The following is a 14,600-nucleotide window of genomic DNA, read 5'->3' as shown; positions in this document are numbered from 1 at the left end:
GCGCAAAACGGACTCCAGGGCCAGGCTTTGACGCCCCAAAACGCTCGGTCCGGTGGGTGCCGAGTTCGCTGGCGATCATCGCGCCTTCCTTCTGGCGCGGCCGGGCTCAGGCGGTTTTCCGGACGTGTGACGCCTCGACGGAGAGCGGCGCGCCGTCGTGGTCGAGCGGGTGGAGTGGGGGAAGCTCCCGCCCTTGATCATCGACGAGAACGGAGTGCGGCTCGTCCGAGGCGAAGGCGTGGCGCTCGCCCCACTGGCGGAGGGCGACGACGGCCGTGAAGAGGTCCTGCCCGGCTCTGGTGAGCCGGTAGGTGTGTCGCCTGCCGTCGGTGGCGGCGCTTTTGTCCAGGATGCCGTGTTCGACGAGTTTGCGCAGCCGGTCGGTGAGGATGTTGCGGGCGATCCCCAGTCGCTGACGGAACTCGGTGAAGGTCGTCGCCCCGTCCATCGCGTCGCGGATGATCAGCAGGCTCCACCGGTCGCCTATCAGGTCGACGGTCCGGGCGACCGGGCAGGCCGGGTCGGTCCAAGCGCTTCCCGCGGCGAGTGTGACGTCCACTGGCCCTCTCCATGATGAGTTGCAATCTGAAACCATTATGCCCTACCTTCGAATAGGTTGCACTTTGCAACTCATCGGAGGGTGATATGTCGTCAGGGTTGTCCGGGAGGCAGCGGGCCGTGCTCGCGCTGGTGTGCGCGGTGGCGGTGTCGGCCATCTACGGCATCCAGCCGATCCTCGAGGCCGCGGGCGAGGACCTCGGGCTGAGGGAAGGAGCGCTGGGGTGGCTGGTCGCCGCCGGCCAGATCGGCTATCTCGCGGGGCTGGTGCTGCTGGTGCCGCTCGGTGACCTGTTCGACCGCCGCAGACTCATCACGGTGCACCTGCTGCTCACAGCGGCAGGCGCGGTGGTGGCCGCCGCCGCGCCCGGCGGTGGCATCGCGATCGCGGGCCTGGCCCTGGCCGGACTGTTCGCCGTGGTCGTCCAGATCACGGTGGCGTACGTCGCCGCCGTCTCACCGACCGGCGAGCGCGGCCGCGACATCGGAGCGGTCACCTCGGGCGTGGTCATCGGGATCCTCGGAGTGCGGGTGGTCGCGGGCGCGCTGGGCGAGCTGGCCGACTGGCGCATGGTCTACCTCGTCATCGCCGGGCTCTGCGCGACACTCGCGCTCGCCGCCCGATTCACCCTTGAGCCCGACATCCGCCGCCCCCGAGCACGGTACGGGCGGTTGCTGGCATCGCTGGGTCGTCTGGTCGTCGGCGACCGGCTCTTCCTCAGCCGTGGACTGGTCGCGTTCTTCCTGTTCGCCTCCTTCGGCACGCTGTGGAGCGGACTGGCGCTCCCGCTCGGCGACGCGCCGTGGCACCTCGGCACCACCGAGATCGGATGGTTCGGGCTCGCCGGTCTCACCGGGGCCCTGGGCGCGGCCAGGGCCGGCCGATGGGCCGACCGGGGCCTCGCGCCGTCGGTCACCGGCTGGTCGCTGGCCCTGCTCACCGTCTCATGGCTGCTGATCGCCCAAGCCGGGTCATCGTTGTGGTCGTTGATCGTCGGCGTCATCGTCCTGGACTTCGCCGTGCAGGCTGTTCACGTCAGCAGCCAGCACCTGCTCACCACCGCCCGCCCCGACCGGAGCAGCAGCGTCATCGGCGCCTACATGGCCTTCTACTCCCTCGGCTCCGCCCTCGGCGCGCTCACCACCACCTGGGCCTACAGCGCCGCGGGATGGCCGGCCGCCAGTCTGCTCGGCGCGGCCTACGCCGCACTCGGACTCCTCGTCGCCACCTCGACCCGGCGCCTCACCGACCTGCCGCCCGACCGCAGGGTCGCCACCGTGTAGCCCATGACGCGGCGGCCCGGCGGCGGGCCGCCGCTAAGGTGATGTGATGTCCCGCCTGCTTGTTCTCAGCGCAGCCGCCCTGACGGTTGCGGTCGGGTTGGGGGTGCGGGCCTTGTTCGACGGCCCCGTGTCGAAGTACGCGGGCGACGCCCTCTACACCGTGCTGCTCTACACGCTCGTGCTGCTGATCCTCCCCAGAGTGAGACCCTGGGTGGCGGCGGGAACGGCGGCCGGCGCGAGCTGGCTGATCGAGCTCGCCCAGCTCGGGGAGATCCCGGCCGTGCTGCGGCCGCTGCTGGGCAGCACGTTCAACCCGCCCGACCTTTTCTGGTACGCGGTCGGCGCCGCGGCGGCATGGGCCGCGCACACACTCTGGCTGCGGAGGACCGGATGACGGCGTGGCGGATCCTGCTGGTCACGGCGGCCATCGCGGGCCTGGCGAGCTTGGCGGCGTCGGTCGGCCGCCCGTGGGCCTACTTCACGGTGCAGAGCAATGTCATGCTCGCGCTCTACTACGCCTGGCGGCTGGTCAACGACCGCAGGAGACCGGCGTCCGCCGACGTCAAAGGCGCGGTGACCCTTTACCTGCTGGTCACTTGCCTGGTCAACTACGTCTCGCGCGACCTGGCGAACCCGCTGGCGCTGCTGGACGGCGGCGTGCGCGGGCTGGGCAACTTCTTGCTGCACTACGTTACGCCCGTCATGGCGCTGGTCGACTGGGTCGCCTTTGACCGGTCGCGCCGGGTGCGCTGGTCGGCGCCGTTCGCGTGGCTGGGCTTCCCGCTCCTGTACGGTGCCTTCGTGCTGCTCACCGCACCCAACCTCCCCCGCCGCTACGTCTATCCGTTTCTGAACGTGGAGCGACTGGGCTGGCCGACGGTCGCCTCGGCGGCCCTCGCCGCGCTGGCCGCCTTCGTGATGCTGGGCTACGTCCTGCTCGGCGTCCGCCGGCCCACGACCGAACCGACGGGCGATTGAACTCCCGCTGCGTCAAGCATCGGCCGCGGGTTCGGCGAGGTCCACGACGGTGGCGGCGAACGCCAGCGGTCCGGGCAGCAGGGGATCGACCAGGCGAGCAGCGCGCCCAGGAGCACCGCGCAGGCTAGCAGGAGGGTGCCGCGCGGGTCGCCGGCGGAGCGGAGCAGCCCTTCGCGGGCAGCTGGTGCGGGGCTTGGAGGGCGGTGGCACGCAGCCCGACGATCGCGGCTCCCAGGGTGAGCAGGGCCAGGGCGGGCGCCACGACGTTCGCTCCGGGCAGCCCCGCCGCGCACGAGGGAGGCGTCGATCAGCATGACCACGATGACCAGCGGCAAGGCGCGGAAGGCGCGCGGCCCTCGCCAGAACAACCCGGTGTATCCGGCCGCGGGGCGGCTGGGTGGTGGGGCCGCCGAAACGCGGCGGCTCGGCCCGCCGGCTGGTCGCCGCGACCGCCACTACGGCCTGGCCCCGCACCGGCTCGTCGCGCGGGACTCGACGGAGGGCATACGACGGCCGCTGCCCGCATGAGTGCCGGGAGGGTCGCGGAGCCGGCTGACGCGCGGAAGTGATCGCCCGAGGGCCAGCTCCCAGGGTGAAGCTCACGTCAGGTAGCGGAACCAGAGGTACGGCACGGTCAGCGTGATGGTCACCACGGTGACGATCAGGCCGTACTTGGTGAACTGCCAGAAGCTGATCGGGGTGCCGTTGCGGGCGGCGATGCCGAGGATGACCACGTTCGCCGCCGCGCCGACGGCGGTGGCGTTGCCGCCCAGGTCGGCGCCGAAGGCCAGCGCCCACCACAACACTTGAGCCTGGCCGTCGCCGCCGCCCGCCTGGACCAGTTCGGCGACGATGGGGCTCATGGTGGCTACGTACGGGATGTTGTCGACGATGGCCGACAACCCGGCCGAGGCCCAGAGCAGGCCCATGGTGGTGAGCTCCAGCCGGCCCTCGGTGGCGGCCGTCGCGGCCTGGGAGATCTGGCCGATCACGCCGGTCTCCACGAGCGCCCCGACCATGATGAACAGCCCGGCGAAGAACACCAGCGTCGGCCACTCCACCTCCTCGATCGCGTCCGAGGTGCTGACCTTCGTGGCGGCCACCAGGACGCCCGCGCCGAGAATGGCCACCACCGACGGCTCGTAGTGCAGCACGGGATGCAGCACGAACCCGATCATGACCAGGGCCAGCACAGTGAGGCTCTGCCAGAGCAGCCGTGGGTCGGCGATGGCCTCCCGCTCGTTGAGCGCCATGATCTCGGCAGCGCGTTCCGGGTCGTAGCGGAAGGACTTGTTGAACAGGATCCGGCACAACCCGATAAAGACGATCATCAGCACGATGACGAGGGGCGCCATGTGGACGAGGAAGTCGTTGAAGCTCAGGCCCGCGCGGCTGGCGATGATGATGTTCGGCGGGTCGCCGACCAGGGTGGCGGCGCCGCCGATGTTGGAGGCCATGGCCTCGGCGATCAGGAACGGCGCCGCATGCAGCGCCAGCCGTTCGCACACCAGGAAGGTCACTGGCGCGATCAGCAGCACGGTGGTGACGTTGTCCAGCAGCGCCGAGGCGACGGCGGTGATGACCACCAGCAACACCATCAGCCGGTAGGGATGCCCCTTGGCGCGTTTGGCCGCCCAGATCGCCAGGTATTCGAAGATGCCGGTCTGTTTCAGCACGCCGACGATGATCATCATGCCGAGCAGCAGGAAGATGACATTCCAGTCGATGCCGGTGTGCTCGTCGAAGAACGCGGCTCCGGCGTCGGTGGCGTGGATCAGCAGCATGAGGCCGGCGCCGCCGAGCGCGGCGGCGACGCGGTGGATCTTCTCGGTGGCGATCAGCGCGTAGGCGCACAGGAAGATCGCCACCGCCAGCCATGCCGTGACGGTCACGCGGCCACCGCCCGGTCCAGCAGCGCCTGGAGCGTGACCGCGCCCAGCAAACGCCCGTCGCTCACCACGGCCACGAGCGGGCTGTGCGTGCGCGCCATCAGCGCGGCCAGTTCCAAGATCGTGGCATCGGGGGCGCTGATCGGCAGCTCGCGCGGCTGTGCCGGTAGTGCCTCACGGACGGTTCGGCCGGTCAAGGTGTGCAGGAAGCGGTCCGCGTGCGGTTCGTCGACGACTCGCGCCAGCGCTGGATCGTCTTGGCAGTAGCCGGGCACGGCCAGCCGGAGCACCTGCGTGCCGGGCAGGATGGTGACGGGCAACCCGTGGTCGTCGACCACGATGAGGCCCGGCAGGTCCTGCTCGGCGAGGAACCGGGCGGCGTCATAGATGGGGGTGTCCACGGTGACGGCCGGAAAATCGCATGCCAGATCGCGTGCGCGCATCCTCATGCCTCTTTCGTGATCGACGACGACAATCGCCGACCAGACTTCCCGGCACACCTGCCATCAACGTATCAACGATCGGCAAATGATGGCGACCGGCCCTATGCCCACCGAGAACGGGCACGATCACGTCCCGCCCGCAGGCGTCCGTGATCCGCCTCCACGATCACCAGGCCCAGGTGGGGTCGCCGGTGGCGGCCTGGGACACCGCCCACAGCCGTTCGCGGGCGGCCTCGTCGTAGGCGAAGGCCGGGGCGCGGACCGGGCGGAAATCTTCATCCACGTAGGGCCCCGGCAGGTTCCCGTCCCAGGTGGCCAGCCGGGCGTAGGTCTCACCGAGGCGTTCGGCGGGGACGGCCAGGCGGTTCTTGGGGGCGTACAAGGTGCGCTGCAACCAAGGCATGGCCGCCACCCGATCCGGGTCGAGACGGACGGCGGGGACGCGCACGCAGGTCGTCTCCAGGTGTCCGCCGGCCTTCTCGGCCAGGGTGAACGTGGTCATGATCTGCGCGAGCTTGGCGTGGTAGTAGGCGCGGGTCGGGGTGTACCAGCTCGGGTCGTCGAGTTGGCCGAAACGGATCCGGATGCGGGGCATCGAGAGCAGGCCTTTGCTGGCGACATTGATCACGCGAGGGTTGTCCGCGGCGGAGAGCAGCCGGCTGAGGTGTGCGGTGAGCAGGAAGGGGCCCAGGTGGTTGACGGCCCAGAACAGCTCGTGCCCATCCGCCGTGAAAAGGGGGGCGCGGATCGTCTGGTCGAAGACGGCGGAGTTGTTGATGAGCACGTCGAGGTGGCCGGCGGTCTGTGCGAGCTGCTCGGCGGCGGCCTTGATGGAGCCGGGTGCCGACAGGTCTGCCTGGATCAGGCCGGCTGGGTGCTTGGCTTGGGCGTTGATGTCGGCCAGCGCGGCGCGGCCTCGGTCAGGGTCTCGGCACAGCGCCAGCACGTGGTGGCCCGCGGCGGCGAGGGCGCGGGCGGCGCGCAGGCCGATCCCGGAGTTGGCGCCGGTGATGGCGATGGACAGCATGCGAAGAGTATAGTCTGTTCGGAACGGTCCGAACAGACTATACTTCGTGCGTGGCCAGTGTCGAGGAGTTCGTGGAGAGTGCCGGGCTCTACTTCGAACGTTTGGGACTCAGCCGTACGGCAGGCCGAGTCATCGGCGTGCTCCTGGTCGATCCGGACGATTCCGCCGACGCCCCGGGGTTGTGCGAGCAGCTCGGCGTGGCCAAGAGCAGCATGAGCGTCGCTCTGGGGCAACTCGAACGGGGCGGGCTCGTCGAGCGCTTCCGCCCACCCCGGGGGCGCCGCGATCACTACCGGTTGACCGAGGACGTCTTCGGGCGCGCATTCAGGGCCAAGATGGCCGAGTTCACCGCGTTCGCGCAGCTCGCCGAACAAGGGCTGGCCGCGGTCGGCGACCACCCCAAAAGCCGGGCCAGGCTGGAGCACATGCGCGACATGTACGGCTTCATGGGCCGCGAGTTCCCCAAACTCCTCGACCAGTGGGACCGAGAGCGCCACTGACAGCCGAGTAGTGCTCCGCCGTCGTCCGCGACGGCTTCGTCCGGCGGACGGTCAGGCCGCCCACGACCGGGCCGCCTCCGGGTGGTCCCGCTTCCGCGTCGTACCAGGCCGGTCGTCATCCGGCGTGCCCTTGCCTCTTCTCGTTCGAAGGGCCTCCGCCGAAGTGCGATGAGGGCCGGTACCCCTGCGATTAGCACTTTTAGCTGCGAAGGGGACGAAGCGGTCGTCAGATCCGGAGCCGTACGGGGCTGACGTCATGGGGTCGGCGTGACGGCGTCGCAGGGGTCGAGCGCCTGCGACGAGGACGACGAGGACGACGGGGACGGGGCGGGAGCGGGTGACCGGCGCGAGAGCAGATATCCCGTCACCGCGGCGAGCAGCCCGGCCAGGCCGGCCGCGGCGAAGCCGCCCGCCGGTCCGGACGCGTCGATCGCCACTCCCACGACCGGTGAGCCGAGCGCGAACCCCGCGCTCGCCGCCGAGGAGTGCAGGCCGGTCGCCTCACCGCGCACGCTGGCCGGCGCGAGCCGGCTCACCGCGTCGGAGACCGTGGAAAGGAGTGCTCGACGAGCTCCCGAATCTTCCCTGGCCGCCGCGCTGGACGGTGCGCCTGCCGCTGGTCTGGGCGGTCGGGCAGGGTGTCGCCACCGACGCCGATCCGCTTCCGGTGGTGCTGTTCTCGAACGCGTGCGCCTGGCGAACGTCGGTGCTGGAAACGATGGAAGGCACGGGGCGCTGCTGGCGGGTGGCGTTCGAAAGCAACAGTCTCGCCGGAGTGCTCGCCGCGCTACGGGCCGGGCTCGGCGTCGCGGCACTCCTGCCCGCCAATCTCGAGCCGGCCATGGCCTGCCACGACGCGGCCGCGCTGCCTGCCCTGCCGGACGTCGAACTAGGCCTCGCCCGCCACCCCGGTACCGAAGGCGACGTGCTCATCGACGCCGTGGAGACCGCTCTGCGGCGGATGATCTGACTCGCGGACGTGCGGTCGAGTGCCTTGCGCGCCGCCGGCGGCTGCGTCCTCGCCGGCGCCTCGCCCGCCTCGGCCACGTCGCACTACGGCAAAAGCACATGGATCAGCGCCGAGAGAGGCTGGCAGCACGCGGGCGTGTACGTCGAACCCGGTGACATGATCCGGATCCGCTACGCCGGCGGCCGGTGGACGGTCGACCACCGCGCGTTCCCCTACGTGTCCTCGGCCGGCTATGCCCGGCACATCGACCGCAGGATCTACCAGCAGTGCAAGATCCTCAGCAGGCACCCGCACGGCTCGATGATCGCGAAGATCAACGGAGACCACTACAGGGTCGGCAGCAGGGCCCTGATCCGGGCGCGCGAGGCGGGCTTCCTCCAGCTGCGCGTCAACGACGCCAACGGTTGTCTCCGCGACAACGACGGCTCCGCCCGCGTGAAGATCACGGTCGCCGACCACTGAGAGCTGCTGACGCGATGAGGTGAGACGCCGCCCGGAGGCCCGCCCGTTCCTGCCCCGGCTCAGGCGGGCGGGGGTGGGGGAGGTGCGGTGCTCCCGCGTATGACGAGTTCGGTGGCCAGTTCGACGCGGCTTTGTGGCAGGTGTTCGCCGTGAGCCAGTTTGAGCAGCATCGAGGTGGCCGCGGCGGCCATCTCGGCGAGGGGCTGGCGGATGGTGGTCAACGGCGGGATGGCCCAGCGCACCGAGGGCAGGTCGTCGAAGCCGATCACGCTGAGATCGTCTGGGACGCGCAGGCGGAGCTGGTGGATGGCGTGGTAGACGCCGATGGCCTGGCCGTCGTTCGTGGCGAAGATCGCGGTTGGCCGGTCGGGCAGGCGCAGCATGCGGTGCGCTTCGGTCAGGCCGCCTTCGATCAGGAAGTCTCCCTGGCCGATCAGCTCCGGATCGGCGGGTATGCCGGCCATGTCCAGGGCGGTGCGGTAGCCGTCGAGCCGGGCCCGGCTGCGCAGTGCGGAGTCCGGCCCGGTGATGATGCCGATGCGGCGGTGCCCGAGTTCGAGGAGGTGGCGGGTGGCTGTGAGGCCGCCGTTCCAGTTGCCGGCGCCGACCGAGGGGGTGTTGCGTGCGGGGGCGTCGGCTGGATCCAGCAGGACGAGTGGGATCTCGCTGCGGGCGAGTTGTTCGTGCTGGGTCTCGGTGAGGCCGGAGAAGACCGCGATCACCCCCTGGGGGCGGCGCCGGAGCACGCCTTCCAGCCAGGTGTCCGCGGCGGTGTGGTCATGGCGCAGTTCGGATATTCCGAACCTCGGAGCGGCCGTTCACGACCTTGGAGACCGTCGCGGTGGAAACGCCGGCCAGCTCGGCGAGCTGGGCGATGGGGGAGCGGACGACTCCGTGGTCATGGCGGCAGTGTAATCACGGCGAACGAAGAGGGCGCCTTGCGAGGCTGGAACCTCGGGCCGGGGAGCGTTGCCCGCCCCGCGCCGCGATGTGAGTGCTGACCTTGCTGTACGACCCAGGCGGGCTCGGCCTTGCACCGAGCCCGCCACGCCGGCGCCACAGGTCCTGCTCACGTGTCGTGACAGCGCTCATCCGATCGGTCGTGTGCCGTTGCCGTGCCTCTGCGCCGGACCCGGGTCACGCCATCAACGCTGCCGGGTCAGCAGACCCGGCCGGTAGGGCAGCAGGCCGTAGTCACCGCCGGAGTTGGGATCGCGTCCCTGGTAGAGCAACTGCAGGTTGCAGGGATCAACGGTCATGGTCTGATCGGCGCTGGTGCGGATCAGTTCGCCGTGGCTGATGTCATTGGTCCAGGTGGCGCCGCTGTTGGCCTTGCCGGCGAAGGGGTTGCTCTCGGTGGCGGCCTGCGGTGTCCACGAACCGTTCAGGCTGGTGGCGGTGAACGAGCGGAAGTAGCGGCCCTGCGAGCCGATCGCCTCGACGATCATGAGGTAGCGGTTCTGGCCCTGGAGCTTGTAGACCTGAACGGCTTCGAACAGGTTGTTCCTCGTATCGCTCATGATCACCGTCGAGGTGCTGCCGAAGCTGCCAGGGAAGTTCCCGATGGGCATGCTGGCCCGGTAGATCTTGCCGTTGTCCCCGGCGAAGAACAGGTACATGTTCGTGCTGTCACCGATGAGCGCCTGGTCGATGGGTCCCGTCCCGGAGTCTGAGATGCTTCCGGAGAAGAGCACCTGCTGCGACGACCAGCCATTCGGGTTGGTGGGGTCGCTGGAGGTCCTGTAGGAGAACGCGGTCCCGCCCCACTGGTAGGCGAGCACCCAGATGTTCCTCGGGGCGAAGTAAAAGAGCGTGGGCGCGACAGTGGCGGAGGACATCGTGTTCTGGCTGGCCGAGGCCATGTCGGACCAGTTGGTGAAGAGGCTGAAGTTCATCGAACCCCACCTCGTCCCCGTGTCGTGCGTCGTGGCGTAGACGAGATGCCTGCCGTTGTAGGGGGCGACGGTGAAGTCCTTGAGGGAGACCCAGCCCGACTTCGGGGTCGCCAGCGGGCCGGTCGATGTCCAGCGGTACGTCGACGGAAGATCGCACGTACCGGGGTTGCCGCCGCCGTCGACCCGGACGAGCTGCCACTGCTGGTTGTTGCCGCCCCAGTCGTCGTACTGGACGATGTTGGCGCCGTCGGCGGTGGAGGCGCCTTGCACTTCGAGGGCCTTGTTGCTGTGGCGGGAGATGAACCTCACATGGCCGTCGGAGCTGTCGGCCAGCCGCCACTGCTGGTTGGTGCCGTTGTGGTCGGCCCATTGGACGATGGAGCCGCCGTTGGCGGTGGAGAAGTTGTAGACGTCCAGGACCTTGCCGGAGTGGCGGGACTTGATGCGGTAGTAGCCGCCGCCGGAGTCGACGAACTGCCACTGCTGCTGGTCACCGTTGTTGCGGGTCCACTGGGTGATGCGGGCGCCGTCGTTGGTGGCGAGGTTGTAGACGTCCAGGGCCTTGCCGCTGCCGCGGTTGACCAGGACATACCACGCGCTGGTGTCGACCGTCGCGGCCGATGCCTGGGGTGTGAGGACCACGCCCACGAGAAGCAGCGACGACAGAACCGCGAGCACGCGCCTCACAGGAACCTCCAGAGGTTGTTGTTCGCGCCGTTGTCGTCGGCGAGCACGACCTGCGCGCCCTGCGCAGTGCCGGCGAGGCCGAGGACGCGCCCGCCGTTGGCGCACTGGATGCGGAAGGCGGCGCCCGACCCGTGGCGCAGCCGCCAGCGGTGGTCGGCGGTGCCGTTGTCGGCCCACTGCACGACGCGCGACCCGGCAGCGGTGCCCATGTTCTCCACGCCCAGCACCTTCTGGCTGTGGGAGTTGCGCAGCCGCAGGTAGCCGCCGGTGTCGACGATCGCCGTCCACAGGTGGTCGGCGGTGCCGGTGTCGCCCCACTGGACGACGAGCGCGCCGTCGGCCGTGGACATGCCGGTGACGCCGAGCACCATCCCGGTGCCGACGTTCTGGACACGCCGCGCGCCGTTGGGCACGAACCGCCACTGGTTGTCCGGGCTGCCGTTGTCGGCGTCCTGGACCGCCTGGGCGCCGTTGGCGGTCGAGCCGTTCTGGATGCCGAGCAGCTTGGAGCTGTGGACGTTGCGGATCTTGACGGAGCCGTCGCCGGCGTCGCTGATCGCCCAGCGGTGGTCGGCGGTGCCGGTGTCACCCCACTGGAGCACCCGGGCATTGTCGGCGGTCGACATGTTCTCGACCCCCAGCACCTTGCCGCTGTGGACGTTGCGGAACCGCAGCGCACTGCCGTCGATGACCGGGACCCAGTCGTGGTCGGCGGTGCCGTTGTCGGTCCACTGGAGGGCCAGGCCGCCGTCGGCGGTGGACATGTCCTGGATGCCGAGGGCCAGCCCGCTGGCCGCGTTGATCAGCCGGAAGCTCGCCGCGCCGGTGCCGCCCTGGCCTCCGGTGTTCCAGTAGACGACGTAGTCGTGGCCGTGAGCGTCGTAGAACGGCCCCAGCCGCACCGGAGCCCCGTTGGCCGTGGCCGTGAAGGTCAGGGAGGAGGTGCTGGTCCGGGTGATCGAGGTAGGAGTCAGGGCGGGGGCCGACGACGGGCCGGTGTTGCCGTAGTCGCCCGACAACACGACCGGGCCGTAGGTGACGGCCTGCACACCGGGATCGTCGTTGGCGGCCTTCATGACCACCCGCATGGGCAGCCGCACGGTCACGGTGTCGCCCGACGTCCACGACCGGGTGAGGCCGGCGTAGGTGCCCGGCGTGGTGGCGATGTCCTGCTGGACTCCGTTGACGCTGATCGTCGCGCCCTGGGTCCAGGCCGGGATGCGGACGCGCATCGTCCACGATCCGCTCACGTTGCCGGTGACCTGCAGCGACGTGGTGTCACCGCCCGGGTAGGAGGTGGTCTGGGTGACCGTGATGCCGCGCTGGCTCCAGGTGAGCGTGGAGGGCACGAACAGGTTCACGAACAGGGTGGTGCCGTTGTGGAAGTAGATCGAGTCCATCAGCTTGGTGTTGGTCTCGATCCCGGTGCCCTGGCAACACCAGAAGGAGGTGTAGTCCGTGCTCCAGGTGCCGCCGCCCCAGGCCGGGCCGACACCTCGCCGCCCGCCGGGGTCGAGCGGGGTGAAGTAGGTGACGTGCCCGTGTGCGTCGGCCGGGTTCTGCTGCCCGATCAGGTGGTTGAGCAGGGCGTTCTCGTAGTAGTCGAAGTAGTCGGCCCGGGTCGGCGACAGCAGCCACAACTCCCGGGTCAGCTTGAGCATGTTGTAGGTGTTGCACGCCTCGCCGGTGTCCCTGGTCAGGTGGGCGGCGATCGCGTTGGGGGCGCGGAAGTGCTCGGCCTGGCTGTTGGAGCCGTTCGCGTACGTGTGCGCGCCGACGGTGATGGACCAGGCGTTGACGGCGATGTCGCGGTAGCGGGTCGTGCCCGTCGCCTTGTACTCGCGGGCCGCTCCGATCCACTTGGGCACCTGCGTGTTGGCGTGCAACCCGTTGAGCCGGTCCTGGTTCGCGGCCAGCGGGTCGAACACGGCGGCGTGATCGAACCGCTGGGCCGTGGACAACCAGCGGGAGTCGCCCGTCATCTGGTACAGGTCCGTCAGCACGGCGTTCATGCCGCCGAACTCGGTGCCGAGCATGGCCTGCATCTGGCTCGAGCCGAGTCGTGACGTGCGGGCGTCCACCCACCCCGCCAGGGCCAGCAGCACGGTCCTGGCCTGAGGGTTGCCGATCAGCCGCCAGACGTCCAGCAGCCCGGCCAGGGTCTTGTGGATGCAGTAGTACGGCACGTTGCCGTTGTTCAGGGTGCGGTTCTCCACGGCCGTGATGTCCGACTCCGGGAAACCGGACAGGTAGCCGCTGGTGAATCCGGCGGCGCCGTTGTTGGCCTGGCATCTGGCCAGTTCGGTCACCATGTGGTCGGCTTTGTCCCGGCAGGTGGTGTCGCCGAGCACGGCGTAGGCCTGCGCCCACGCCGTCAGGAAGTGGCCCTGCATGTGGGACCGGAACGGGAAGCTGGGCGCGTCCCAGCCACCGTTGGCCGCAGCGCCGTTGGTGGACAGCCGGTGGTTGGCCCGGAAGACGTACAGCAGGCGGTCGACATCGACGAAGCGCAGGTAGTTGAGCGTGCGGTTCTGGTTGTCCAGCAGGCGGCCGGAGGTCAGCCGGACCTGGCCGAGATCGAACGCGAAGGCCGAGACGCCTATGTCGGATCTCGTCCAGGGGAGTGCGGCCAGAGCGGGAGACGTGCCGGCCACCTGGCCGGCGACCGAGAACGCGGCGGTCGCGCCTGCGGCCTGTAAGAGCTGACGACGGCTCAAGGACATGCGCTGCTCCTTGGAGATGGGGGTGGTGACCGGCCGCCGCCGGTCGCGTGTTCACCGGGTCAGGAGGCTGCCCATGGGGTCGTCGGCGCGGGGATGCCGCTCTCCGACGACTTGTTAGCGCTACATTTCGGTGATGTCCGGGACCATGGCCTGCCTGCGGACGGTGTGTCCTGTGCCGTCGCCGGGGATGATGCGGGACATCCAAGGCTCCTTGACGAGATCGACATCTGTTAGCGCTAACATTCTCCTGTCGGGAGCGGTGCGGCCTCCTTCGTTGAGTACGTGTCGCGGAGTACAGCCGACGGTCCGGCCCGGCGTCAACGAGGGGCATTCCTCGCCGACCTGGGCGTTGCCGCCGGAACGCCTTCCCGCCTGGAGTTTTGCATCCCAGGAGATCGTGTCGCGCCGCTCGTGCCGGTGAAAGTTTCACAGAAGTCATGGTTAACGTGCCGACGCTGAGCTACGACGTGTGGCTCACCCTCCCGGGGCATCCCTACCGGGGCCGAGGGAGGGGTCGCACCGGGGGTGCGGTCAGCTCACGCGGTGCCGGCGTTGTAGGCCCGCTGCTGGTTGCTGCCGCGGGCGCGTCCCTCTGGGTGATGGCGGGCGCGTACTTTGTGGCGATGTTCGGGCTGGGGCTGCTCAGCCCGCTGTGGGAGACGGTGGTGGCCGAGGAGGTCCCCGAGCAGGCGCTCGGGCGGGTGCGGTCGTTCGACCATCTCATCTCGTTCGCGTCGCGACCGTTCGGGCTGGCGGTGGCCGCACCGCTGGCCGCCGTCACCGGGGTGACGGCGCTTGCCTTGATCGGCGGTTTCCTGGTCGCCGCCGCGAACCTCGCCGCGGTCCTCCTCATGAGAAACCCCGTCAAGGCGTCGCCCGGCACGGCACCGAGCGGTAGCCAAGCCCCGTTCTCGCAGTGAGGGGGTGCCGTCCGCAGTGGAGAGCCTGTCCCCAAGGGCGCGACCGGGCACGGCCTGCTCGAACCGGCACACCTGATCGGCGCCGATCAGGTGTGCCGCGCTCGCCGCCCTCAAGCGCCAGGCCCGGCGCGACCTCCCCTAGGGGCGATGGTCGGCTCTTCGCCGGGCTCGCGAGGACCAGGCCCGCGCCACCACCTTCGACGTGCGGGGACTATGCCTGCGCGCCGACCGGCTCGGGCGCGGCCTGCGGCGCCGCGGTGGGGG

Annotated in this window: 18 protein-coding genes; 8 read left to right on the top strand and 10 right to left on the bottom strand. The window is 69.8% G+C overall.

Going from position 1 to position 14,600, the window contains the following annotated elements:
- Positions 1–106 precede the first annotated feature (106 nt).
- Positions 107–559, bottom strand: a complete 453-nt coding sequence (locus E1294_RS03110; protein WP_132504224.1) for a winged helix-turn-helix transcriptional regulator — start codon at positions 557–559, stop codon at positions 107–109.
- An 86-nt stretch (positions 560–645) separates the two neighbouring features.
- On the opposite strand from E1294_RS03110, the gene E1294_RS03105 reads away from it, so the two are divergent.
- Genes E1294_RS03105 through E1294_RS03095 form a run of 3 tightly spaced genes read left to right on the top strand, consistent with a single transcriptional unit; the run spans position 646 to position 2,820 of the window.
- Entirely contained in the window at positions 646–1,842 is a 1,197-nt protein-coding gene (locus E1294_RS03105; protein WP_132504222.1) for an MFS transporter, read from the top strand.
- Positions 1,843–1,888: 46 nt separating this feature from the next.
- Positions 1,889–2,236: a DUF2809 domain-containing protein gene (locus E1294_RS03100; protein ID WP_132504220.1), complete on the top strand. Its 348-nt coding sequence runs from the start codon at positions 1,889–1,891 to the stop codon at positions 2,234–2,236.
- Complete coding sequence (locus E1294_RS03095) at positions 2,233–2,820, top strand: Pr6Pr family membrane protein (protein ID WP_132504218.1); 588 nt, start codon at positions 2,233–2,235, stop codon at positions 2,818–2,820. Before E1294_RS03100 ends, E1294_RS03095 begins: the two co-directional genes overlap by 4 nt.
- Positions 2,821–2,944: 124 nt before the next feature.
- On the opposite strand, the gene E1294_RS52355 is transcribed toward E1294_RS03095, so the two are convergent.
- On the bottom strand, positions 2,945–3,082 hold the full coding sequence (locus E1294_RS52355) for a hypothetical protein (protein ID WP_165977052.1): 138 nt from the start codon (positions 3,080–3,082) through the stop codon (positions 2,945–2,947).
- Between the two features lie 50 nt (positions 3,083–3,132).
- Here E1294_RS52355 and E1294_RS54050 point away from each other — a divergent pair, with 50 nt between their 5' ends.
- The gene (locus E1294_RS54050) at positions 3,133–3,348 is read left to right on the top strand and encodes a hypothetical protein (RefSeq protein WP_181958448.1); all 216 of its coding nucleotides are present in this window, start codon (positions 3,133–3,135) and stop codon (positions 3,346–3,348) included.
- Positions 3,349–3,419: 71 nt separating this feature from the next.
- Here the strand turns inward: E1294_RS54050 and E1294_RS03085 are convergent, their stop codons facing one another.
- The 3 genes from E1294_RS03085 to E1294_RS03075 all read right to left on the bottom strand — a co-directional run bounded on the left by E1294_RS03085 (position 3,420) and on the right by E1294_RS03075 (position 6,179).
- Complete coding sequence (locus E1294_RS03085) at positions 3,420–4,712, bottom strand: ArsB/NhaD family transporter (protein ID WP_132504216.1); 1,293 nt, start codon at positions 4,710–4,712, stop codon at positions 3,420–3,422.
- Positions 4,709–5,152: a CBS domain-containing protein gene (locus E1294_RS03080; RefSeq protein ID WP_132504214.1), complete on the bottom strand. Its 444-nt coding sequence runs from the start codon at positions 5,150–5,152 to the stop codon at positions 4,709–4,711. The genes E1294_RS03085 and E1294_RS03080 overlap by 4 nt, the downstream gene beginning before the upstream one ends.
- Before the next feature lie 166 nt (positions 5,153–5,318).
- Positions 5,319–6,179 (bottom strand): SDR family NAD(P)-dependent oxidoreductase, encoded by an 861-nt coding sequence (locus E1294_RS03075; RefSeq protein ID WP_132504212.1) that lies wholly within the window; start codon positions 6,177–6,179, stop codon positions 5,319–5,321.
- A 50-nt stretch (positions 6,180–6,229) separates the two neighbouring features.
- Between E1294_RS03075 and E1294_RS03070 the strand changes: the two genes are divergently transcribed.
- On the top strand, positions 6,230–6,679 hold the full coding sequence (locus E1294_RS03070) for a GbsR/MarR family transcriptional regulator (RefSeq protein WP_165977053.1): 450 nt from the start codon (positions 6,230–6,232) through the stop codon (positions 6,677–6,679).
- 254 nt (positions 6,680–6,933) lie between these two features.
- Here E1294_RS03070 and E1294_RS03065 read toward each other — a convergent pair whose 3' ends face one another.
- Entirely contained in the window at positions 6,934–7,215 is a 282-nt protein-coding gene (locus E1294_RS03065) for an MFS transporter (protein ID WP_220447530.1), read from the bottom strand.
- Positions 7,216–7,238: 23 nt separating this feature from the next.
- Between E1294_RS03065 and E1294_RS03060 the strand changes: the two genes are divergently transcribed.
- Positions 7,239–7,649 carry a LysR substrate-binding domain-containing protein gene (locus tag E1294_RS03060; protein ID WP_246082775.1) on the top strand — a complete coding sequence of 137 codons (411 nt, stop codon included), beginning with the start codon at positions 7,239–7,241 and terminating at the stop codon, positions 7,647–7,649.
- 9 nt (positions 7,650–7,658) lie between these two features.
- On the top strand, positions 7,659–8,111 hold the full coding sequence (locus tag E1294_RS03055; protein WP_132504208.1) for a hypothetical protein: 453 nt from the start codon (positions 7,659–7,661) through the stop codon (positions 8,109–8,111).
- A 59-nt stretch (positions 8,112–8,170) separates the two neighbouring features.
- Here the strand turns inward: E1294_RS03055 and E1294_RS03050 are convergent, their stop codons facing one another.
- The 4 genes from E1294_RS03050 to E1294_RS03040 form a co-directional block, all read right to left on the bottom strand.
- Positions 8,171–8,857, bottom strand: coding sequence for a substrate-binding domain-containing protein (locus E1294_RS03050; protein ID WP_246082774.1), 687 nt, complete (start codon positions 8,855–8,857; stop codon positions 8,171–8,173).
- Positions 8,858–8,888: 31 nt separating this feature from the next.
- A complete protein-coding gene (locus E1294_RS55405; RefSeq protein ID WP_246082783.1) occupies positions 8,889–8,969 on the bottom strand; it encodes a LacI family DNA-binding transcriptional regulator in 81 nt (26 codons plus the stop codon).
- Between the two features lie 287 nt (positions 8,970–9,256).
- On the bottom strand, positions 9,257–10,684 hold the full coding sequence (locus tag E1294_RS03045; protein ID WP_132504206.1) for a non-reducing end alpha-L-arabinofuranosidase family hydrolase: 1,428 nt from the start codon (positions 10,682–10,684) through the stop codon (positions 9,257–9,259).
- A 5-nt stretch (positions 10,685–10,689) separates the two neighbouring features.
- Complete coding sequence (locus E1294_RS03040) at positions 10,690–13,416, bottom strand: beta-L-arabinofuranosidase domain-containing protein (protein ID WP_132504205.1); 2,727 nt, start codon at positions 13,414–13,416, stop codon at positions 10,690–10,692.
- A gap of 437 nt (positions 13,417–13,853) precedes the next feature.
- Between E1294_RS03040 and E1294_RS03035 the strand changes: the two genes are divergently transcribed.
- Positions 13,854–14,336 (top strand): MFS transporter, encoded by a 483-nt coding sequence (locus E1294_RS03035; protein WP_132504203.1) that lies wholly within the window; start codon positions 13,854–13,856, stop codon positions 14,334–14,336.
- The last annotated feature ends 264 nt before the right edge of the window (positions 14,337–14,600 follow it).

The organism is Nonomuraea diastatica (assembly GCF_004349015.1).
GTDB lineage: Bacteria > Actinomycetota > Actinomycetes > Streptosporangiales > Streptosporangiaceae > Nonomuraea > Nonomuraea diastatica.
Note: the sequence above shows the minus strand (reverse complement) of the source record. Positions and strands in the feature narration are given on the sequence as shown.